Raw genomic sequence first — 21,180 nt, 5'->3', positions numbered from 1 at the left:
CTTTTAAAGCATTAATATTTTAAAAAAGGAAAGTCTTAATAAAAGACTTTCCTTTTTTGTTAGATTACTGTTGCAAGTAAACTTAGTCGTTTAGCTTTAATACAGCCATAAATGCTTCTTGTGGTATTTCTACATTACCAACCTGGCGCATACGTTTTTTACCTTTTTTCTGCTTTTCAAGAAGTTTACGCTTACGAGAAATATCTCCACCATAACATTTTGCGGTAACATCTTTTCTAAGCGCTTTTACGGTCTCCCTAGCAATAATTTTAGCACCAATGGCAGCTTGTATAGGAATGTCAAATTGCTGTCTAGGAATTAGCTCTTTTAGCTTCTCACACATTTTTTTACCAATATCATAAGCATTGTCTTGGTGTAATAGGGCAGAAAGGGCATCAACCGTATTTCCATTTAAAAGAACATCTACTTTTACAAGCTTAGATTCTTTCATACCTATTGGCGAATAATCAAAAGATGCATAGCCTTTAGAAACTGTTTTAAGACGATCATAAAAATCGAATACAATTTCTGCTAATGGCATATCAAACGTTAACTCAACGCGCTCTGTTGTTAAATAAGTTTGGTTAGTTATAATACCACGCTTTTCAATACAAAGAGACATAACATTTCCTACAAAGTCTGACTTTGTAATTATTGTTGCCTTAATAAAAGGTTCTTCTACGCGGTTAAGTTTAGATGGTTCTGGAAGGTCTGAAGGGTTGTTTACCAATAATATTTCATCTGGATTCTTATTGGTAAATGCGTGGTAAGATACGTTAGGTACTGTAGTAATTACAGTCATATCAAACTCACGTTCTAAACGCTCTTGTATAATTTCTAGGTGAAGCATTCCCAAGAAACCACATCTAAATCCAAAACCTAATGCTGCAGAGCTTTCTGGTTGAAACACTAAAGACGCATCATTAAGCTGAAGTTTTTCCATACTTGAACGTAGTTCTTCAAAATCTTCAGTATCAACAGGATAAATACCAGCAAAAACCATTGGTTTTACATCCTCAAAACCACCAATCATATTTTTGGTAGGGTTTTTAGCATCTGTAATAGTATCTCCAACTTTTACTTCTCGTGCATCTTTTATTCCGGTAATTAAGTAACCAACATCACCAGTTTTAATTTCTTGTCTAGGAAACTGTTTAAGCCTAAGTGTACCCACTTCATCTGCACCATAGGTTTTCTTGGTGGCCATAAACATAATCTCTTGATTCTTTTTAATGCTACCATTAATGACTCTAAAGTAAGTTTCAACACCTCTAAAAGGGTTATAAACAGAGTCAAATATTAATGCTTGTAAAGATTCATCTGGGTTTCCTTTTGGAGCAGGTACTCGCTCTATAATTGCAGTAAGAATTTCTTCTATACCAATTCCTGTTTTTGCACTTGCAGGAATAACTTCAGAAGGGTCACATCCTAATAAATCTACAATGTCATCTGTCACTTCTTCTGGACTAGCAGAAGGTAAATCAACCTTATTTAATACAGGGATAATCTCTAAATCATTTTCTAATGCTAGGTATAGGTTAGAAATTGTTTGTGCTTGTATACTTTGAGCAGCATCTACCACCAATAAGGCACCTTCACAAGCTGCAATACTTCGAGATACCTCGTAAGAGAAATCTACGTGGCCTGGCGTGTCAATAAGGTTAAGGGTATATTCTTCGCCTTTGTGTGTGTAATTCATCTGTATGGCGTGAGATTTTATGGTAATACCACGTTCTCGCTCCAAATCCATACTGTCTAACAGTTGTGCCTGTGCTTCTCGAGCAGTTACAGATCCTGTAAAGTCTAAAAGGCGATCTGCCAAGGTAGATTTACCGTGATCAATATGGGCGATGATACAAAAATTGCGAATATGCTTCATAGTCTACGTCTAAATAAGGCTGCAAATATAGTGGTTTTCAAATCGCTATTTTAAAATGCAATCAATTTTAAAGGTGCTTTAATTACTTCTGTTTAGATAGTTCTTGCTTAAACTCTTATTTTTGCATTAAAATTTAAGCATTTGGCTAAGATAGGCGATATAGACGTAGGTAATTTCCCATTGTTGTTAGCACCAATGGAAGATGTTAGTGATCCACCATTTCGTGCACTCTGTAAGGAACAAGGTGCAGATGTTGTGTATACTGAATTTATTTCTTCGGAAGGTTTAATTCGAGATGCGGCAAAAAGTGTGATGAAGCTTGATATTTATGAGAAGGAAAGACCTGTTGGGATTCAGATTTTTGGTGCCAACTTAGAATCTATGCTAAAAAGTGTGGAGATTGTTGAAGCTTCTGGACCAGATATCATAGATATTAATTTTGGTTGTCCTGTAAAGAAAGTCGTTTCAAAAGGCGCTGGTGCTGGAATTTTAAAGGATATAGATTTAATGGTTTCTTTAACTGAAGCTATGGTAAAACACACGAAATTGCCAGTTACTGTAAAAACCAGATTGGGTTGGGATGAAGAGTCTATAAAAATTGTTGAGGTGGCAGAACGCTTACAGGATGTAGGTTGTGCTGCAATAGCCATTCACGGTCGTACGCGTAAGCAAATGTATAAGGGTGATGCAAAATGGGAGCAAATAGCCGATGTAAAGAATAATCCTAGAATGCACATTCCTGTTTTTGGTAATGGTGATGTAAACACACCAGAACGCGCTGTAGAAATGCGCGACAAATATGGATTAGATGGTGCTATGATTGGTCGTGCAAGTATTGGGTATCCTTGGTTTTTTAGAGAGGTAAAACACTTTTTTGAAACCGGAAAACATTTGCCACCACCAAATATGATAGAACGTTTAGATGCCGCACGTCGTCATTTACAAATGAGTATTGATTGGAAAGGCGAAAAACTAGGCGTTTTTGAAACCCGAAGACATTACACCAACTATTTTAAAGGCATCCCACATTTTAAAGAATACCGTATGAAAATGGTAACGAGTGATGACAGTAAAGATGTATTTGCTGTATTTGATGAGGTTGAGAAGGAGTTTGGCGATTATCAATTTGTTTAAAAGTTGACAATGAGGGTTTTTATAGGCATAGTCTTAGTTGCGCTAGGTTTGTCTTCTTGCAAGAATACTGACTCCTCAAAACAAAGTTCTCACGAAAAAGTAGTTTCAAAAGGATTTTATAATGACTCTATAAAAGGACTCTACATAGGAACCCTACCATGTGCAGACTGTCTAGGAATTAAAACAGAATTACACCTAAAAGAAGATTATAACTTTACGCTCAATCAAGTATATTTAGAAACTTCAGGTTCAGCATTTACTGTAGTAGGAAATTATACAATAAAGCAAGACACCATAAAACTTTATGGAAATACTATTACCCCAGATGCTCATCAATATTTGTATTTAAAGGATACATTGATTAAGCTTAATTTAAAAGGTGAACGAATTAAAGGGATGTTGTCACAAAAGTATAAGTTACCTAAAAAAAACTTTTAGTCTTTAATAAATGAGATACTCTTCAATACAACTAAATTTAACTGTTTAGATAAAGTATCACTTTCCCAAGGATGTTTGGTGTTAAACACATGATCGGCATTGGCAATCCAGCGCAACGTGGCGTTTTCATTCCAATTTTTCAAATTCTCAGCATTATAGTTTTTTACAGATGTGTCATTCGTGCCATGAAGAATAAGAAGTGGCTTTTCTAAACGCTTTGCCACTTTTTGAATATTTAGGCGTTCGTAATTAGCCTTAAAATCTTCAAAAAATGAGAAATAATGAGGCATCTTTTGCTTTGTTCTTCCGTTAACAACGTGCATTACGCCATCTTTTTTCCAAGCTTCAAAGTCTTTTCCGCGAGGAAAACGCGCTTTGTAATCGCTTACAGATGCTAAGGTTATCACTTTAGTTACTCTTGAGTCTTCTTCAGCTTTAATTAAGACAATACCACCACCACGAGAATGACCAACAAGAGTAATATCTGTGGTATCTATCTGTGGTGCGTGTTCAAAATCTTCTGCGGTAAGCCAATTTAAAACAGACTCTAAATCATCTAATTCTTTAGTATACGTGTTGTTTCCAAAGGCCTCAAGATCTGGAAAATCTATAGGTTGCTCCAACGTACCTCCATTATGTGAAAAGTTAAATTTCACGAAAAACAAACCTGCATTGGCAAACGCTTCAGCCATAATATTCCACGCACCCCAATCTTTAAAGCCTTTATAGCCATGGCAAAAAATAACTACAGGTTTTTTATCTGTATTTTGTTTAAAAAATAAATCTGTTACAATTGGTTTGTTGTGCTGTCCTTTAACGGCTATATTTTGTGTTATGGTCATCCTTTAAATGGGTCTTTAAGTTCTTTTTCTACAAACGGAATATTAGGATTGCAAATGTCTTTAATTAGTTGCTCTAATTGCTCAGAAAATGCCTTAAATGTTTCGGTAGTTATTTCTGTGTTTTTATTATAATTGAATGGTAGAAATCCAGATTTCAAATTTTTAAATGAAATTATTCCAGCTTCAATAGGATTTAAAAAGGGTGTTTTTAAATGCATCATATATGCATATTGAAGAATTTGAAAGGATTTTGAATACTTATCATAATCTGTATTTAGATCGTCCCAGCTTTTAACGGTTACTTTAGCGAGATCTACATTACCTGTTTTATAATCTATAATACGCGTTATGCCATTTGTTTTCTCTACACGATCTACTTTTCCTCTCAAATTAACAGGAAAGTCTATCCCATTTATTGTTATAGGAACATTATTATCTTCTTCTATTTTTAATATTTGAATATCTTCACCATTATCGAGGCGTTTTTTTTCTAATTTCAAAAAATTATGAACGTAACGCTTTGCAACTTCAAAGATTAAGAGGTTCATACCTTTGTCTAAAGAAGATTTAGAATAGGTGTTGTTAAACTCTAGGGCTACTTGCTTATCTGCTTTAGTCGTCATAACTTTAATAATATCAGCATTAAGCAGCTCACCAATGTATGGTGTATATAATTGCTCTAAGGTGTCATGCACAACTGTTCCTAAGGTGTTATACGCCACTGTTTCTTCAACCTCTTCAGTATCTCCTACACCTAATACATAGCGCGTATAAAAATCTATAGGGTTTCGCATATATAATGTTAGTGCAGATGGAGAAAACCCAGATTTAGCTCTGTATTTTATTTGATCCATTACCTGAGCTGTTTTTTGTACAGTTCTTAATTGCGAGGTGATTTTTGGAACTTTAGGAAGTGTAATTAAATTGTTATACGAATGCTTTGGGTAATTTTGAGCCTCTACCTGTAATTGTGTAATAAATCTACTTTTTTCACCACTATTTAAGTCGCCGGCTTCTGTGTTAAATATAATATGTGCTTGGTTACAACGCTGCAACATATGGTAAAAGTGATAGGTGTATATGGCATCTTTTTCTTTGTAGGTAGGTAAGCCGTATTCTTTCTTTAAATCATAAGGCAAATAAGAATTAGCACTTTTTCCAGATGGTAAGATACCTTCATTTACAGAGGTTATAATGATGTTTTCAAAATCTAGAACACGAGTTTCTAAAACTCCCATTATCTGTAAGCCATCGTGTTTTTTCCCTATAAAATCTAAGGTTTCATTAGATAGCATATCCTTGTAAATAGTGTGTAATACAGAAATATTAGATATATGAGAAAAGGTAGACAGTAAATGTTCTAATTTATTAAATAGCACATTAAAACGGTATAGATACTCTCTTAATACAGACTGCTCTACAGATAAGTTTTGCTTTAGGTATTGAATTATTTTTAAAATACGGGAAATGAAGTGCTCTGGATTGTTCTCTGAACTTGAGAAAAGCAATTTTACTATTTCACTTTCTTCAGCGCTACTTTGTGCAATAAGGCTATCAAATTTTATTGAAACAATATTTCCTGTGTTTATATAAGATACAACGTTAAGCTTTGAAACCTCTAATACATATTGTAATGAGGGATGATTAAATAATTCTAAAACGTGTTTATAATATAACTCTGATGTATTGTTAAGTTGTAATGTAAACAGAAGTTCAAAAAAAGAAGCTAACGGAACTTTTTGTAACGGTAACCCCATTGTAATATTTACATCTTTAATATGCTTAGGGATTGCATTTAACAATGGCAGTAACAAAGTTTCGTCTCCTAAGATTACAGCTGTACTAGATAGTTTATTTGCTGGTATGTCATTTAAAATTTGACCTACTGCTTTTGCCTGCCCTATTTTTTTTGGTGTTCCAATGATTGAAATTTCTTTCTTATTAGAAAAATTATGGCCACCATTAAACTGTTTGTTCTCAAAAACTTTCCAATTCTTATAATATGATCTTATAAAATGTGAGGCGTCGTGAAATGTATCATTATAAAACACCTCATCTAAGTCCCAAAACACCTCTGCACAATCCTTTTTGATTGATTGTTGTATGATATGTTGCTCAGCATTATTTAATGCATTAAACCCTATAAAAATATGTGTTTTGTTATTTGTAGACAGATAGGTGTCTATGTTGTTGGCAGCTTCTCTGTATATTAATCCTTGATACCCTTTTTTAGAAGAAATAAGACTGGAATATAACGCGTTATAGAGTTGAGGTAGTTGCTTCCAGAATTTTAAATAGTTTTCAATGAGTGTTGTTTTTTCATCTGCTAAGTACCAGTGGTCTTTATCTTTAATTTCAGATAGATAATTAAAGAACTCATCGGAAGGAATAAGGTATCTATCTATTTCATTAAAATCTCCTATTATAGTTTGCGCCCAACCACTAAATGTTTCGAAGGTTTCTTGGTCTTCTTTGTTAATTAGACTTATATAAACTTCGTATAGCTTAAAAAGTGTAGTGGTATTATCTATTTGCTGTAAGCCAGCAACCTTTTCAATAAAACTTTCAATACTATAAATTTCCGGGAGAAATGTGGCTTTATTGGTACGTTTTGCCATGAGCTGTTTTAAAAAACTAACTGCTCTTTGGCTGGGAAGAATAAATATAGGTTTACTTAAATCCTGGTAAGTGTTTTCAATAGAATTTAAGGTTTGCTCTAAGAATGATATCATCTTCTAAAAATAAAAAACGCCTCGAATATTTCGAGGCGTTTCCTAATATTTATTTAGTTAAAGACTACTTTCTGTCTTTCTCTAATTTAATTTCAACACGACGGTTTTGTTGACGACCTGCTGCAGTTTTATTTGTAGCAATTGGTCTTAATTCACCATAACCTTCAGATGTAAGCTTGTTAGCAGCAACTCCTTTAGTAGTTAAGTAAGTTCTTACAGAAGCAGCACGCTCACGTGATAGCTTCTCGTTGTAAGCTTCACTACCTTGACTGTCTGTGTGACCTTCAATATGGAACTTAGCTGTTGGGTATTCGCTCATTATATCTGCAATGTTCTGTAAAGTTTCGAAAGACTCAGAACGGATAGTTGACTTGTTAAGGTCAAATAAGATAGTTCTTGAATACTCATTTAATTCGTTCATTACTTCAACAGTAACTTCTGGACAACCGTTGTTAGCAACAGTACCAGCAACATCTGGACATTGGTCATCTTTGTCTAATACACCGTCACCATCTTTATCTTCGAATGGGCAACCGTTATTAGATGCAGGACCTGCTTCGTTAGGACAGTTATCTTCGCTATCTTTAATACCATCACCGTCTGCATCTGGGCATCCGTTTAATGCTTGGATACCTGCAACTGTAGGACAGTCATCTTTAGGATCTGGGATACCATCACCATCTGTATCAGGGCAACCGTTAAACTCAGCTGTACCAGCTACGTTAGGACAGTCATCCTTACGGTCTTCAATACCATCGCTATCTGTATCTGGACATCCGTTAAACTCAGCTAAACCTGGAGTTTCTGGACATTCGTCTTGATCATCATAGATACCATCACCATCTGTGTCTTTTCCACCAAATGTGAAAACAACACCTAAAGAGTGCTGGAAGTGCTGTGCACCGTAAGCATCTTCAAATACGTGCTTGTAAGTAGAAGCAGCGTTAATTGCAAGGTTTTCTGAAATCCAGAAGTTTAAACCTGCAGTAACGTTACCAGTACCAACACCAACAGTACCTAAGTCACCATCATCGTTACTAAAGTTATCTGGTAAAGCAGCGTTGTTAGATTCTTCTAACCAAGTGTAACCACCACCAATACCAACGTATGGATCTGCCCATCCGCCAGGACCGTTAAGTACGTTTCTTAAGCTATAGCTTAACATACCATCGATACCGTAGTAAGCAAGGTCACCAACTTCTACATCACCAATTCTGTCGATTTGGTTAATTGTACCTACTGCAGTTGCAGAGAAACCGTTACCAATGTAACGACCTACAGATATTCTTGAGATAGATGGAAGGATATTCCAGTGATCTTCTACGTTAAAAAATTCTTGAAAATAAGAACCAAGAGGACCTTGGTCTTCACCAGCTGAAAAATAATCAACTGCGTTTACACCAACGCCAATAGCCCAAGGATTATTTTCGTCCTGTGCCTGAGCAACAGAAAATCCAAGAACAAATAACGTAGCGAATAAAACTTTGCTAAGATGTTTCATATTCTAATTAATTTAATTTTTAAAGTGTTAATTGCTAACAAAAGTAAGCGCTTACAACTAATCATCAAAGACATTTGTAATAAAATTTTCTTAATGCCTTTAACATCAGAGGCCTTGATTTACCTTAAATAACGTTTAAATCCTTTCCAACTTTTATAAATGCTTTAACGGCTTTGTCGATATGGTGAGTTTCGTGAGCAGCAGATAGTTGTACTCTTATTCTTGCTTTATCTTTAGGAACAACAGGGTAAAAGAACCCAATTACATAGATTCCTTCTTCTAATAATCTGTCTGCCATCTCTTGGGAAAGCTTAGCATCGTATAGCATTACTGGTACTATTGCAGAGTCTCCGTCAACAATATCAAAACCAGCATCTTGCATTTCCTTTTTAAAGTAAGCAGCATTTTTTTCTAGCTTATCACGTAACGTAGTGTCATTTTTTAACATATCAAACACTTTTATGGATGCTCCTACAATTGCTGGAGCTAAAGAGTTTGAAAATAAGTAGGGTCTAGAACGTTGTCTTAACAACTCTATTATTTCTTTCTTACCTGTTGTAAAACCACCCATAGCACCACCAAGAGCCTTACCGAGTGTTCCTGTAATAATATCTATGCGTCCTAAAACACCTTTAGCTTCTAATGTTCCTATTCCTGTTTCACCAATAAATCCAGATGCATGACATTCATCAATCATAACCATTGCATCATACTTATCTGCTAAATCACAAATTTTATCTAAAGGCGCTACAAGACCATCCATAGAGAATACGCCATCTGTTACAATTATCTTAAAGCGAGCTCCATTTGCGTTTGCATCCTGAAGTTGTTTTTCTAGGTCTTGCATATCTCCGTTTGCATACCTATACCTTGCTGCTTTACAGAGTCTTACGCCGTCGATTATAGATGCATGATTAAGAGAGTCTGAAATAATAGCATCTTCTTTAGTAAGAAGTGGTTCAAAAACACCACCATTTGCATCAAAGGCTGCAGCATAAAGAATGGTGTCTTCAGTTTCAAAAAAATCTGAAATCTTTTGCTCTAACTCTTTGTGTATATCTTGAGTACCACATATAAATCTTACGCTGGACATTCCAAACCCATGAGTATCCATAGTGTCTTTAGCAGCTTGTATTACATCTGGATGAGAGGACAACCCTAAATAATTGTTGGCACAAAAATTTATAACTGTTTCACCTGTTGATATTTTTATTTCTGCACCTTGTGGTGACGTAATAATACGCTCTTTTTTAAATAGCCCATTATCTTTTATTTCTTGAATTTCGTTCTGTAAATGTTCTTTTATTTTTCCGTACATAATATAGGGTTGATTTTTCTTGTAAAATTACACATTCTTAATGGTAAGGCTTTCATTAGTGTAAACCAAAATAGTTTTTGTAACAGTATAACCTATGTCTTCAAGAGCTTTCTTGTATTCTTTAACTTGACGCTCATTCTGCTCATTAAACACTCCGGTTTTGTAATCAATAATTACTGCAGTGTTATTTTCTACCACATTAATTCTGTCTGGTCTTAAGATTTTACCATCTCTTGAAACCAGATCTCTTTCGTTGTAATTCTTGTTTGCTTCCTTAAAGTATGTATTTAATTCTGGATGCATAATAATAGTCTTTACCTTTTTTCTTACCCTCAAAACATCATCATTTGGCAAAATACCTTTGTCTACAAATAAGTTTATGGCAGATTCCAAATCTGAAACGGAATTTATATTTGCCATAATATCATGAATTAATATACCTTCATCAATAGCTTCTTGTTGTGTAGTGCCCCATAACCTTCCTGAATTGGTAGATAGTGTTATTGAACGTTCCTTAAATGGTAGTGTTTCTACTTTAGACTGAGTTTGTGTTGCTTGTGAAGATGAAGATTCTGTAGATACTTTAAAATGAGGTTCTCCAAAATGAAAACTTGTCTGAGTGTTGTCCCAAATGTTTTCATTAATTAAAAAATCTATTAATAAACCTGAAACCGTTTTTGTATTTACAACTCCCTTTGAGTTAATATCTTTTTTACTTAAAACATAAAGTTGCTCTTTAGCTCTGGTTAGTGCAACATATAGAACGTTAACACCATCCATCTGCTTTTCATTTAATAGATACTCATAAGGTACTGCCATGCTTTCATCCAGCGTTTCTAGCTTAGAGCTAGCAGAAATGTAAGCCTTTGGAATATCATTATAGGGATCTTTTAAATTAACCCAGATATCATCCATTTTAGTATCAAGAATATTTTCTGAAGCGTATGGATATATAACAACTGGAAACTCAAGTCCTTTAGCTCTATGTATAGTAAGCAATTGTACTGCATCTTCTCCTTTAGGAACAACAATACTTAATTTATCTTCGTGTTGAGACCAATGCTCTAAAAATCCATGAATACCTCCAACATTTTGATTACCGTAATCGAAAGCGAAATCTAAAAAGTATTGTAAATAAGCGTTTGAAGATTGTAAAAGGTTAAAGCTTGAAATAATATACTCTAAGGCATCATAGAGAGCTAAACTTGTCAATAAATTATGATCAAAATTTATATTGTATTGCTCTAATGAACTGTAAAAATCTTCGTGATCTTTTTGAAGGCTTTCTAAAATAAACTGCGTTTCATCTTTTTGAATCTTTTCTGAAGCAATCAAATAGTGGAGCAAGTTAACTTTGGTAAGTGCATCTTTAGGGTTTTTTATTAGCTTAAGAACATCAATTATAAATAGAACCTCTTTAGAGTTTTTTACCAGTAAGGTTTCAGAAGAAATTAAAGAAATGCCTTTTTCACTGAGATAATCTGCTATAACTACGCCTTCTTTTCGATTTCTATTTAGTATGCAGATATCAGATTTTTTATAACCAAGAGCTTCACATTCTTTAATAATCTTTAAAACTTCTTCAGGGAAAACCTCATTCTCTTCTTCTTTGTTTTTTAGATCGAAGAATTTAAGATTAACATAACCTTTGTCTTTTTTTATTATTTCCTGTGGTGATTTTTCATAAAGTGATTCATAATCTTCTACTTTAAAATATTGAGCAATATGCTTAAATAATGCATTATTAAAATTTACAACTTGAGGTAAACTCCTGAAATTATTTGGAAGATTAGTGACTTCTGGATTTATAGAAAACGGCGATATCTTATTACATAAATTTATAAACTGTTCTGCTTTGCCACCACGCCACCTATATATACTTTGCTTGGCATCTCCTACCAACAATAAACTTCCTTGATTTTCATCTTCATCTAAACTAATTAGAGGATTTTCTGCTAATGGAATAATATTTTGCCATTGCAATTCTGAGGTGTCTTGAAATTCATCTATAAAAAAATGTCTATACCGTTCACCTAAACGTTCGTATATAAATGGTGCAGGTTGTCCTTTTATAGCATTTGCAATTGTGTTGTTAAATTCTGAAATGAGTAATAAACCACGTTCTTTCTTAATTGCTTCAACCTCTTTTTTAATGCTGTTTAGTAAAGAAAGTGGAATAATGTTTTTGGAAATGTGCTCTATAAAATTAAGTAAAAGAACCTTGTTTTTCGAGTCTTCAAAATATGATCCAATTGGTTGTTTAAGGCCATCTAAAATACTTTTTTGTTCTTTACTTAAGTCTTTGCTGGATTTTGAATAAATTGGCTTTGTGCCATTTATTAAATCATTTTGCCAGCCTGCAGTAAATGTTAGTTTCCCTAAGTTTCCTTCTTTAAGGTTATTAAAATATTTATATGCATACTTACCAGTAAATGCATATTCAGGTAAAATGCCATTCTCATTTAAAAGATTAAAGACATTTTCTGCAATTTGCTTAATAGCGCTTGTAATATCTTGTTTTTTGTCATTTAAAGTTTTAGTGTAAGTTTTAAAATCTTTTAAGTCTTTATTCTCAAAAGCCTTTAAATGATCAAGGTTGTTTTCTTTAGTTAACAGCTTTGCAATGCTGTATAGTTCTCTTGAAATGTCCCAACTTTTGTCATCATCTGCTTTACTTAATGCAAAATCTATTAAAACTTTAGTGAGCTCTTTATCTTCTCCAGCTTTTGCTATTAGCTTATCTACAGCTTCGTGCAAAATATCATCTACCTGCATAGTGACCTCAAAATTAGAAGGTAACCCTAAATCTTTGGCAAATGTTCTTAATACTCTATGCGTAAAGCCATCAATTGTTGAAATCTCGAAGGCTGCGTAATTATGAATTAGTTTTTTTAGTAGGATTACAGATCTTGTTTTTATAAGATCCTGACTAATATTAGTACTATTGGCAACGGCATTTAACATGGCCAAATAATCATCTTGCGTATTATCTTTTGAAAACGCTATAAGGTTTTCAACAATTCTAGATTTCATTTCAGCAACGGCCTTGTTTGTAAAGGTTATTGCTAAAATGGACCTGAAAGCATCTGTTTTTTTAGCTGAAAACAATAAAGAGAGGTAATCTCTAACCAAGGAAAAGGTTTTACCAGATCCTGCTGAAGCGTTATAAATTTTGAAGGGAGCATCTTGCATAGGATTAAAGGTACAATCTTTAAGCTTTTTATAACATGGAAAAGTTTTTAAAGCTTTCTATAATCATTAAATTTGATGGAAACTTATAATAACTAATAAAAAATCTATAATATGTCTTTCGAATTACCGAAACTAAAATACGCGCATGACGCACTAGAGCCACATATTGATGAAAAGACCATGACTATACACCATGGAAAGCATCACCAAGGTTATACAAATAAATTAAACGCAGCAATTGAGGGAACAGATCTTGAAGGCAAGACTATTGAAAATATCTTGACAAATTTAGAGATGAGCAATACAGCCGTTAGAAATAATGGTGGTGGTTTCTTTAATCACAGACTATTTTGGGAAGTGATGTCTCCAGATGGTGGCGGAAAGCCTACCGGAGAACTTGCTGAAGCCATTGATGCTAAGTTTGGTTCTTTTGAAGCTTTTAAAGACGAATTTTCAAGTCAAGCTGGAGGCCAGTTTGGTTCTGGTTGGGCTTGGCTTTGTGTACAAGAAGGTGGTAAAGTAGAAGTGTGTTCTACAGCTAATCAAGATAACCCACTTATGCCAGGAATTGGTTGTGGTGGTTACCCTATCTTAGGGTTAGATGTTTGGGAACATGCATATTACTTAAACTATCAAAACCGTCGTCCAGATTACGTAAATGCATTTTTTAATGTGATTGATTGGACAGAGGTTTCTAAGCGTTATGCAGAGAATAAATAATCTGAATATTTAATCAGACTTAAAAAGGAGGCTTCTTAAAAGCCTCCTTTTTTTATGCATTATATGCAAATAAAAAAGGGTGGATAAACCACCCTTTTTTGCCCCAAATCTACCATAAACTTAACCTACTTAGTTATGGTATCGTCAAATGTAATATAGTCAACTTAAATAAATATGTGTTTTTCAGTAAATTAGATAAAATACATATTACTCGGACTAACGACGCGTTTAGTAGGCGCGCTCCTTATTACCTTCAACAAAATTTATAAATGCTCTGTTTACGACTCTATTGCCGCCTACAGTAGGATAATCTCCTGTAAAATACCAATCTCCTAAATTCTTAGGGCAGGCTTTATGCAAATTATCTATAGGTTGATAAATTACTTTAACTTCAGCATTTACAGTCTCATCACTTAAAAGTTCTGCTATTTTTTGAGAAACAGCCTCATAGCTAAACGGCGCATATACTTCTTTAACAAAGTTCTTTACGTCCTTGTCTTCTAGGTGTTCTTGAGACTTACATTTCTTATAAACATCATCAATAACATGATATTGGTTGGTTTCTTTTAATAGCTCTAATGCCGCTTTAAAAGCTACAAAATCTTCAATACGAGCCATATCTATACCATAGCAGTCTGGAAAACGTATTTGTGGTGCAGATGATACAACTACTATACGTTTAGGTTTAAGACGGTCCATCATCTTAATAATGCTCTTTTTAAGTGTGGTTCCGCGTACAATACTATCATCTATAATAACTAGGTTATCTTCTGGCTTTACAACACCATAAGTAACATCATATACGTGTGCAACAAGATCATCTCTGCTGCTATCCTCGGTAATAAACGTTCTTAACTTAGCATCTTTTATTGCAATTTTCTCGGTGCGAAGCCTGTGCGAGAGTATTTGCTCTAAACGTTTATCTGTTAGTGTTTCCTTTTCATTTAAAATTGTTTCGTTTTTGCGTTTATTAAGGTCTTCTTGAGCAGCCTCAACTAAACCGTAAAAAGAAACTTCTGCTGTGTTTGGTATAAAAGAAAATACAGAATTTGTGGTATCGTTATCAATTGCTTTTAAAACTTCAGGATAAAGTAGTGCACCTAGCTCTTTTCGTTCTTTATAAATTTCTGCATCACTTCCTCTTGAAAAGTAAATACGTTCAAACGAACAGGCTTTACGCTCTAAAGGCTTTAATATTTCAGGAATACTTACAGATCCATCTTTTTTGGTGATAATTGCGTGTCCTGGCGCTAGTTCTTTAACATCATCAAACTTTACATCGAAAACGGTTTGTATAACTGGTCGCTCTGATGCTACTACAACAATTTCATCATCTTTATAATAATATGCTGGTCGTATACCTGCAGGATCTCTTAATACAAATGAATCACCATGTCCTAAAAGACCAACCATAGCATAACCGCCATCCCAATCTTTAGAAGATTTTTTTAGGATTTTTTCAATATTTAAACGTTTAGCAATTTCTGGAGAAGCCTCAATCTTACTAAACCCTTCTTTTTTAAGTTTTTTGTAAAGTTTCCTTACTTCAGAATCTACAAAATGGCCTATCTTCTCCATTACCGTAACGGTATCTGCTTTGTCTTTAGGATGCTGTCCTAACTTCACTAAATTATCAAATAACTTAAACACATTTGTCATGTTAAAGTTACCAGCCATAATAAGGTTGCGGTGCATCCAGTTATTTTGCCTTAAGAATGGGTGTACACTTTCTATACTATTCTTACCAAATGTACCATAACGCACATGGCCTAAAAGTAATTCTCCTATATAAGGAATGTGCTGCTTTTGTAGCTCGACATTATTTGCATATTCTGGATTGTCTGTAAGCTCTTGATTAACGCGTTCATTAATTTGAGCAAAGATATCTTGTATAGGTTGAGCTTGATTACTTCTTACTCTACTAATATATCGCTCTCCAGGCTTAACATCTAACTTAATACTAGCAAAACCGGCACCGTCTTGGCCACGGTTATGCTGCTTCTCCATCATTAAGTACATTTTGTTAACACCATAAAATGCTGTGCCATATTTTTCCTTATAGTATTCTAAAGGTTTAAGCAAGCGTATTAGGGCTATACCACACTCGTGTTTTAAAACATCACTCATAATCGTTTGGTGTTGTACAAAAAAACGCCCCAAATAATTTAGGGCGTTTTTTAGTTATGATAATTCTATTTTGAATTGTGTTAATTTCTTAAACTGCTCTAAGCGTTCTTCAACTTCTTTCTTGTCTAGACTTTCCATTCGCTCTGTGCCAAATTTCTCCACACAGAAAGACGCTAGGTTAGAGCCGTAAATTATGGCATTTTTCATATTCTTAAAGCTGTAGTCCTCAGTTTTTGCTAAATATCCACTAAAGCCTCCTGCAAATGTATCTCCAGCTCCAGTAGGGTCAAACACTTCTTCTAACGGTAGTGCAGGAGCAAAGAACATTTTGTCATCATGAAAAAGTAATGCGCCGTGCTCTCCTTTTTTAATAACAACATATTTAGGTCCCATTTTTTCTATTTCTCTTGCTGCTTTTACTAAAGAATACTCTCCAGACAATTGTCTAGCTTCTTCATCGTTTATAGTAATTACATCTACTTTGGCAATAACTTGCTTGAGTTCTTCTAAGGCGCTGTCCATCCAAAAATTCATTGTATCTAATACAATTAGCTTAGGATTTTTCACTTGTTCTATCACTCGCATTTGTACAAATGGGTGCAAATTTCCTAACATGACTACATCTGCATTTTGATAAGCCGCTGGAACAACAGGATCAAAATCTGCAAGAACATTTAATTCTGTCACCAAAGTATCTCTAGAGTTCATGTCATTATGATACTTACCGCTCCAGAAAAATGTTTTACCACCTTTTACAATCTCAATACCATCTATATTTACATTGTGTTCTGTTAAGAGGTCTAAGTGTTCTTGTGGAAAGTCTTCCCCAACTACTGAAACTACACCGCTATCAATTCCAAAATTTGAAGCAGACAATCCTATATAAGTAGCAGCGCCACCTAATATTTTATCTGTTTTTCCAAAAGGTGTTTCTATAGCATCAAAAGCTACGGTTCCTACGATCAATAATTTGCCCATGTTGAGTTTTTAATTTGAATTTGCAAAGGTACAATATCAAAAATGGATTTCCGAATTATATATTATATCAAGAACAATTTTGACGGTTACTTTCTCCCAAAATCTGCGGGAATTTCTCCCCAAGCTTTTGTTTCCCATTTTACAACAGGTGTATTATAAGAATTGGTTTTTAACCAATGCTCAGCACGCTTTACCAACTCAAACACATTTTTATTTTTGGCATTTAATGATAGTTTGGTGTTGCATTTCTTCTTACGAACCCAACCCATAGCTATTCTGGAGTCTGTATATATTATCCTATCACTGTTGTGTTTTTTTAAAAAGGCCAAGCCATGAACCAACGCTAAGAACTCTCCTATATTATTTGTGCCTTGTAAAAACGGCCCTTGATGAAAAAGTTGTTTTTTAGTTTTAGTGTCTACGCCGCGATATTCCATTTTCCCAGGATTTCCACTAGATGCAGCATCTACAGCAATTGAGTTAAAGTTAGGAGTTCCATATTTTAATTTGTCTGCTTCAGAAAGGACTCTAAGCTTTGCACTTTTGCCTTTAAAATCTTCGTAATTACCATTATAGGCTTTTTGTGCTGCTGCAAAGGTTGGAAAAGATTTATACAATGCACCTTTATAGCCATCTATGCTAGCTTTGCAAGATGCCCAAGTTTTATAAATACCTGGTTTTTTTCCTTTCCATACAACATAAAATTTGGGAGACTTAGTTGCCATTTGTGTCGTAGCGTTCTGGGAATAATAATTCGTTTATAACTTTAGGAAAGTGCTCCATCTCTAACTCATTTATTTTAGAAGCAACATCCTCAACAGTGTCAGTTGGTTTTAACTCTGTTTCAAATTGAGCAATAATCTTTCCGTCGTCATAAACTTCATTAACAAAATGAATGGTAATTCCTGTTTTTTCTTCTTTTTGCTCAACAACAGCTTTATGAACATTTGCTCCATACATGCCTTTTCCGCCAAATTTTGGAAGAAGAGCTGGATGAAGGTTTATAACTTTATCTGGGAAGGCTTCTACAATCTTTTCCGGAAATAACCACAAAAAACCAGCTAACACAATAAGGTCTGGTTGTATGTCTTTTAAGAGGTTAAGCATTTCATTAGTGCCATAAAATGAAGACCTGTCAAAATGTATAGCATTGACATCCAGATTATAGGCGCGTTTTAAGATCTTGGCGCGCTTGTTGTTACTGAAGACGTGAGTCACTTCAGCTTGATTGTTTTTTTTGAAGTATTTAATAATGTTTTCGGCGTTGGATCCGTTGCCGGAACCAAATATGACAATACGCTTATGATGTAGAGAAGTGACCAAATTAAATTATTTATGAATATCGGTTAGACCCCAAAATTAGGTGATGTAGGATAAATTTACAGAAAATCCTGCCACATTTTAAGACATTAAACATTTATTAAGGTAAAGTTTTTTATTTTTGCCGTCTAATCATTTTAAAAACTAGAGATTATGTCAGACATTGCATCAAGAGTAAAAGCAATAATCGTAGACAAATTAGGTGTTGACGAAAACGAAGTAGTTAACGACGCAAGCTTCACAAACGATTTAGGAGCAGATTCATTGGACACAGTGGAATTAATTATGGAATTCGAAAAAGAATTCGATATTCAGATTCCAGACGACCAAGCTGAAAACATTGCAACAGTTGGTCAAGCAATTTCTTATATAGAAGAGGCTAAATAATAACTGCATTATGGAGTTAAAGCGAGTTGTAGTAACAGGTTTAGGGGCATTAACCCCAATTGGTAACAATATTAACGAATATTGGAACGGGTTGGTAGAAGGGAAGAGCGGCTGTGCCGGAATCACTTCCTTTGATCCTGCTAACTTTAAAACGCAATTTGCTTGCGAAATCAAAGATTTCGATCCTTTAAAGCATTTTGATAGAAAAGAAGCCCGTAAGTTAGATAAGTTTGCACAGTACGCCCTTGTTTCTTCAGACGAAGCTATTGCAGATGCAGGTATAGACCTAGATGCAGTAGATAAGTTTCGTGTAGGAGTAATATGGGGAGCTGGTATTGGAGGAATACAAACATTTCAAGATGAGGTTGTAAATTTTGCTCAAGGCAATGGTACACCACGTTTTAATCCGTTTTTTATTCCTAAGATGATTGCAGATATAGCGCCAGGAAACATTTCTATTAAACATGGATTTATGGGTCCTAATTATACCACAGTTTCTGCTTGTGCATCATCTGCTAACGCAATGATAGATGCCTTAAATTATATTCGACTAGGCCATTGTGATGTTATTATCACAGGAGGAAGCGAAGCAGCAGTGACTGAGGCTGGTATGGGTGGTTTTAATGCTATGCATGCACTATCTACCAGAAATGATAACCCACAATCTGCTTCCAGACCTTTTGATGCTAACCGAGATGGTTTTGTATTAGGAGAAGGTGCTGGAGCTTTGGTTCTCGAAGAACTTGAACACGCAAAAGCACGTGGCGCAAGAATTTATGCAGAAGTTATAGGTGGCGGTATGTCTAGTGATGCTTATCACATGACAGCACCTCATCCAGATGGCATAGGCGTAAAACGCGTTATGGAAAACTGTTTAAGAGATGCAGGTATAGATGCCTCTGAAGTTGATGCTATAAACACACACGGTACATCTACTCCTTTAGGAGATGTTGCCGAATTAAAAGCAATCAGTCAAGTATTTGGACAGCATGCCGGGAAGATTAATATTAATTCAACAAAGTCTATGACTGGTCACCTTTTAGGTGCTGCTGGTGCAATTGAGGCTATTGCGTCTATCTTATCGATGGAACATAGTGTCGTGCCACCAACAATTAACCACGAAACGGTTGACGAGAATATAGACCCAAATTTGAACTTAACATTAAACAAAGCACAGGAAAGAGAAGTAAATGTTGCTATGAGCAATACATTTGGTTTCGGAGGACACAATGCTTGTGTATTGTTTAGAAAACTTAATGAGTAATACGAATGAGTATCATTCGTAACATATTAAATTCCCGTTCAAAAAAGGACGGGAATTTTTTTAGTGCTATACAAAACCTTGTTGGGTTTAAACCAACAAACCTAAAACCTTATAAAAAGGCATTTACACACAGATCTTTAAATGAAGTAGATGAATTAGGGAATGCGCAAAACTATGAACGCTTAGAGTTTTTAGGAGACGCAATGCTAAGTGCTATTATCGCTGCACATTTATTTTCTGCTGTACCTGGAGGTAATGAAGGGTATTTAACCAAAATGAGGGCCAAAGTAGTTTCCAGAAAACACCTTAACGAGTTAGGTAAAGATTTAGATTTAGTAAGTCTTGTAAAAACAAATATTCCAAAAACTCAATTTGGAGCAAACATTCACGGCAATTTATTTGAAGCCTTAATAGGCGCTATTTACCTAGATAAAGGTTACAAAAGTTGTAAAAGATTTATACATGAGCGTGTAATAGAGCCTTATGTAGATATAGAACAATTAGAGAACAAAGTTATTAGTTACAAAAGCTTACTAATAGAATATTGTCAAAAAACAAAAAAAGAATTTCACTACGATGTATATGAAGACACAGGAGTTGGTGAAATGAAACACTTTGCTGTTAAATTACGGATAGATAAAAAAGTGGTAGCAAAAGCACGAGCAACCTCAAAGAAAAAAGCCGAGGAAAAAGCATCTAAAAGAGCATTTTTCGCATTTCAGTCTAAGATTAAAAAGGTTTTCGACTAAATCTTATGAGTCGCAAACGTTTTCGTAATATATTTAATTAAGATTTAATCTTTTTCCCTCTTATTTTTATACCTCATATTTTATCTTTAGCTGTTAGCTTGTAAAATATGAAAGGTAATAAACTCATTTTAGACACTGTTTTTGAAGACGAGTTTAAACTCATTGCAATTCATTGCTCTTTGGAGCCTTATAGAATAGCATACTTTGTAAACAAGCAACTAAAACTAAAACTTGAAAGAGTAAGTGACATAGAAATTTATCAAGGAGATACTGTAATTAACGCACCTTTATTTCAGTTTGAAGATGCTATAAGAGAAACAGATTATTACTTGACAGCAAATAAGTTTAAAACATCAAATAAAAACATAACAGAAGACGATCTTTTTGGAAGCAAACAAAACAGATATTCTATAATTTCATTACTTAAAGAATACAAAAACGCAGATTATTTTTTAAAAATTGAAGATGAAGTTGTTAATGCAATTCCTATAAAGCGGATATTGTTCGAACTTAATCAAATAAAACACATAGTTACAGCCTATCTTATAAACACTGAAGATTTAAAACAGAAAGAAAGGCTCGTATTTAAATAATAGTTA

17 protein-coding genes are annotated in these 21,180 nt (G+C 34.4%); 7 read left to right on the top strand and 10 right to left on the bottom strand.

Features of this window, described 5'->3' with window-relative positions:
- Window positions 1-82: 82 nt before the first annotated feature.
- Window positions 83-1,879: a translation elongation factor 4 gene (gene lepA / locus CA2559_RS03225; RefSeq protein ID WP_041240890.1), complete on the bottom strand. Its 1,797-nt coding sequence runs from the start codon at window positions 1,877-1,879 to the stop codon at window positions 83-85.
- A 141-nt stretch (window positions 1,880-2,020) separates the two neighbouring features.
- Between lepA and dusB the strand changes: the two genes are divergently transcribed.
- Both dusB and CA2559_RS03215 read left to right on the top strand, forming a co-directional pair.
- Complete coding sequence (dusB, locus tag CA2559_RS03220; protein WP_013186408.1) at window positions 2,021-3,013, top strand: tRNA dihydrouridine synthase DusB; 993 nt, start codon at window positions 2,021-2,023, stop codon at window positions 3,011-3,013.
- A 9-nt stretch (window positions 3,014-3,022) separates the two neighbouring features.
- Window positions 3,023-3,451 carry a copper resistance protein NlpE gene (locus tag CA2559_RS03215; protein ID WP_013186407.1) on the top strand — a complete coding sequence of 143 codons (429 nt, stop codon included), beginning with the start codon at window positions 3,023-3,025 and terminating at the stop codon, window positions 3,449-3,451.
- Here the strand turns inward: CA2559_RS03215 and CA2559_RS03210 are convergent.
- From CA2559_RS03210 to CA2559_RS03190, 5 genes are all read right to left on the bottom strand, one after another.
- Complete coding sequence (locus tag CA2559_RS03210; RefSeq protein ID WP_013186406.1) at window positions 3,448-4,293, bottom strand: alpha/beta hydrolase family protein; 846 nt, start codon at window positions 4,291-4,293, stop codon at window positions 3,448-3,450. The two genes, CA2559_RS03215 and CA2559_RS03210, sit on opposite strands and share 4 nt — an antisense overlap.
- The gene (locus tag CA2559_RS03205; RefSeq protein WP_238524724.1) at window positions 4,290-6,911 is read right to left on the bottom strand and encodes a PD-(D/E)XK nuclease family protein; all 2,622 of its coding nucleotides are present in this window, start codon (window positions 6,909-6,911) and stop codon (window positions 4,290-4,292) included. The genes CA2559_RS03210 and CA2559_RS03205 overlap by 4 nt, the downstream gene beginning before the upstream one ends.
- Window positions 6,912-7,089: 178 nt before the next feature.
- Window positions 7,090-8,526 carry an OmpA family protein gene (locus CA2559_RS03200; protein ID WP_013186404.1) on the bottom strand — a complete coding sequence of 479 codons (1,437 nt, stop codon included), beginning with the start codon at window positions 8,524-8,526 and terminating at the stop codon, window positions 7,090-7,092.
- A gap of 124 nt (window positions 8,527-8,650) precedes the next feature.
- Window positions 8,651-9,844 (bottom strand): glycine C-acetyltransferase, encoded by a 1,194-nt coding sequence (gene kbl / locus CA2559_RS03195; protein WP_013186402.1) that lies wholly within the window; start codon window positions 9,842-9,844, stop codon window positions 8,651-8,653.
- A 27-nt stretch (window positions 9,845-9,871) separates the two neighbouring features.
- On the bottom strand, window positions 9,872-13,036 hold the full coding sequence (locus CA2559_RS03190) for a UvrD-helicase domain-containing protein (RefSeq protein ID WP_013186401.1): 3,165 nt from the start codon (window positions 13,034-13,036) through the stop codon (window positions 9,872-9,874).
- Between the two features lie 111 nt (window positions 13,037-13,147).
- On the opposite strand from CA2559_RS03190, the gene CA2559_RS03185 reads away from it, so the two are divergent.
- Window positions 13,148-13,756: a superoxide dismutase gene (locus CA2559_RS03185; protein WP_013186400.1), complete on the top strand. Its 609-nt coding sequence runs from the start codon at window positions 13,148-13,150 to the stop codon at window positions 13,754-13,756.
- 228 nt (window positions 13,757-13,984) lie between these two features.
- On the opposite strand, the gene CA2559_RS03180 is transcribed toward CA2559_RS03185, so the two are convergent.
- From CA2559_RS03180 to purN, 4 genes are all read right to left on the bottom strand, one after another.
- Entirely contained in the window at window positions 13,985-15,883 is a 1,899-nt protein-coding gene (locus CA2559_RS03180) for an amidophosphoribosyltransferase (RefSeq protein WP_013186399.1), read from the bottom strand.
- A gap of 54 nt (window positions 15,884-15,937) precedes the next feature.
- Window positions 15,938-16,861 carry a PfkB family carbohydrate kinase gene (locus CA2559_RS03175; protein ID WP_013186398.1) on the bottom strand — a complete coding sequence of 308 codons (924 nt, stop codon included), beginning with the start codon at window positions 16,859-16,861 and terminating at the stop codon, window positions 15,938-15,940.
- 86 nt (window positions 16,862-16,947) lie between these two features.
- A complete protein-coding gene (locus CA2559_RS03170; RefSeq protein ID WP_013186397.1) occupies window positions 16,948-17,586 on the bottom strand; it encodes a ribonuclease H1 domain-containing protein in 639 nt (212 codons plus the stop codon).
- Window positions 17,576-18,184: a phosphoribosylglycinamide formyltransferase gene (gene purN, locus CA2559_RS03165; protein ID WP_041240887.1), complete on the bottom strand. Its 609-nt coding sequence runs from the start codon at window positions 18,182-18,184 to the stop codon at window positions 17,576-17,578. The genes CA2559_RS03170 and purN overlap by 11 nt, the downstream gene beginning before the upstream one ends.
- 150 nt (window positions 18,185-18,334) lie before the next feature.
- On the opposite strand from purN, the gene CA2559_RS03160 reads away from it, so the two are divergent.
- The 4 genes from CA2559_RS03160 (at window position 18,335) to CA2559_RS03145 (ending at window position 21,174) form a co-directional block, all read left to right on the top strand.
- Window positions 18,335-18,568 (top strand): acyl carrier protein, encoded by a 234-nt coding sequence (locus tag CA2559_RS03160; RefSeq protein WP_013186395.1) that lies wholly within the window; start codon window positions 18,335-18,337, stop codon window positions 18,566-18,568.
- 10 nt (window positions 18,569-18,578) lie between these two features.
- Window positions 18,579-19,832 carry a beta-ketoacyl-ACP synthase II gene (gene fabF / locus CA2559_RS03155; RefSeq protein ID WP_013186394.1) on the top strand — a complete coding sequence of 418 codons (1,254 nt, stop codon included), beginning with the start codon at window positions 18,579-18,581 and terminating at the stop codon, window positions 19,830-19,832.
- A 5-nt stretch (window positions 19,833-19,837) separates the two neighbouring features.
- Window positions 19,838-20,581 (top strand): ribonuclease III, encoded by a 744-nt coding sequence (rnc, locus tag CA2559_RS03150; RefSeq protein ID WP_013186393.1) that lies wholly within the window; start codon window positions 19,838-19,840, stop codon window positions 20,579-20,581.
- Window positions 20,582-20,688: 107 nt separating this feature from the next.
- Window positions 20,689-21,174, top strand: coding sequence for an IPExxxVDY family protein (locus tag CA2559_RS03145; RefSeq protein WP_013186392.1), 486 nt, complete (start codon window positions 20,689-20,691; stop codon window positions 21,172-21,174).
- Window positions 21,175-21,180: the final 6 nt, after the last annotated feature.

Origin of the sequence: Croceibacter atlanticus HTCC2559, assembly GCF_000196315.1 — a bacterium.
In the GTDB taxonomy this organism is placed as follows: Bacteria; Bacteroidota; Bacteroidia; order Flavobacteriales; family Flavobacteriaceae; genus Croceibacter; species Croceibacter atlanticus.
The sequence above is the reverse complement of the archived record's forward strand: the minus strand, read 5'-3'. Positions and strand labels throughout refer to the sequence as shown.

Bases quoted from the DNA above. Each gene is read 5' to 3' on its own strand.
- lepA (WP_041240890.1), bottom strand. From the start codon at position 1,879: ATGAAGCATATTCGCAATTTTTGTATCATCGCCCATATTGATCACGGT.
- CA2559_RS03215 (WP_013186407.1), top strand. From the start codon at position 3,023: ATGAGGGTTTTTATAGGCATAGTCTTAGTTGCGCTAGGTTTGTCTTCT.
- CA2559_RS03210 (WP_013186406.1), bottom strand. From the start codon at position 4,293: ATGACCATAACACAAAATATAGCCGTTAAAGGACAGCACAACAAACCA.
- CA2559_RS03205 (WP_238524724.1), bottom strand. From the start codon at position 6,911: ATGGCAAAACGTACCAATAAAGCCACATTTCTCCCGGAAATTTATAGT.
- CA2559_RS03200 (WP_013186404.1), bottom strand. From the start codon at position 8,526: ATGAAACATCTTAGCAAAGTTTTATTCGCTACGTTATTTGTTCTTGGA.
- kbl (WP_013186402.1), bottom strand. From the start codon at position 9,844: ATGTACGGAAAAATAAAAGAACATTTACAGAACGAAATTCAAGAAATA.
- CA2559_RS03190 (WP_013186401.1), bottom strand. From the start codon at position 13,036: ATGCAAGATGCTCCCTTCAAAATTTATAACGCTTCAGCAGGATCTGGT.
- CA2559_RS03185 (WP_013186400.1), top strand. From the start codon at position 13,148: ATGTCTTTCGAATTACCGAAACTAAAATACGCGCATGACGCACTAGAG.
- CA2559_RS03180 (WP_013186399.1), bottom strand. From the start codon at position 15,883: ATGAGTGATGTTTTAAAACACGAGTGTGGTATAGCCCTAATACGCTTG.
- CA2559_RS03175 (WP_013186398.1), bottom strand. From the start codon at position 16,861: ATGGGCAAATTATTGATCGTAGGAACCGTAGCTTTTGATGCTATAGAA.
- CA2559_RS03170 (WP_013186397.1), bottom strand. From the start codon at position 17,586: ATGGCAACTAAGTCTCCCAAATTTTATGTTGTATGGAAAGGAAAAAAA.
- CA2559_RS03160 (WP_013186395.1), top strand. From the start codon at position 18,335: ATGTCAGACATTGCATCAAGAGTAAAAGCAATAATCGTAGACAAATTA.
- fabF (WP_013186394.1), top strand. From the start codon at position 18,579: ATGGAGTTAAAGCGAGTTGTAGTAACAGGTTTAGGGGCATTAACCCCA.
- rnc (WP_013186393.1), top strand. From the start codon at position 19,838: ATGAGTATCATTCGTAACATATTAAATTCCCGTTCAAAAAAGGACGGG.
- CA2559_RS03145 (WP_013186392.1), top strand. From the start codon at position 20,689: ATGAAAGGTAATAAACTCATTTTAGACACTGTTTTTGAAGACGAGTTT.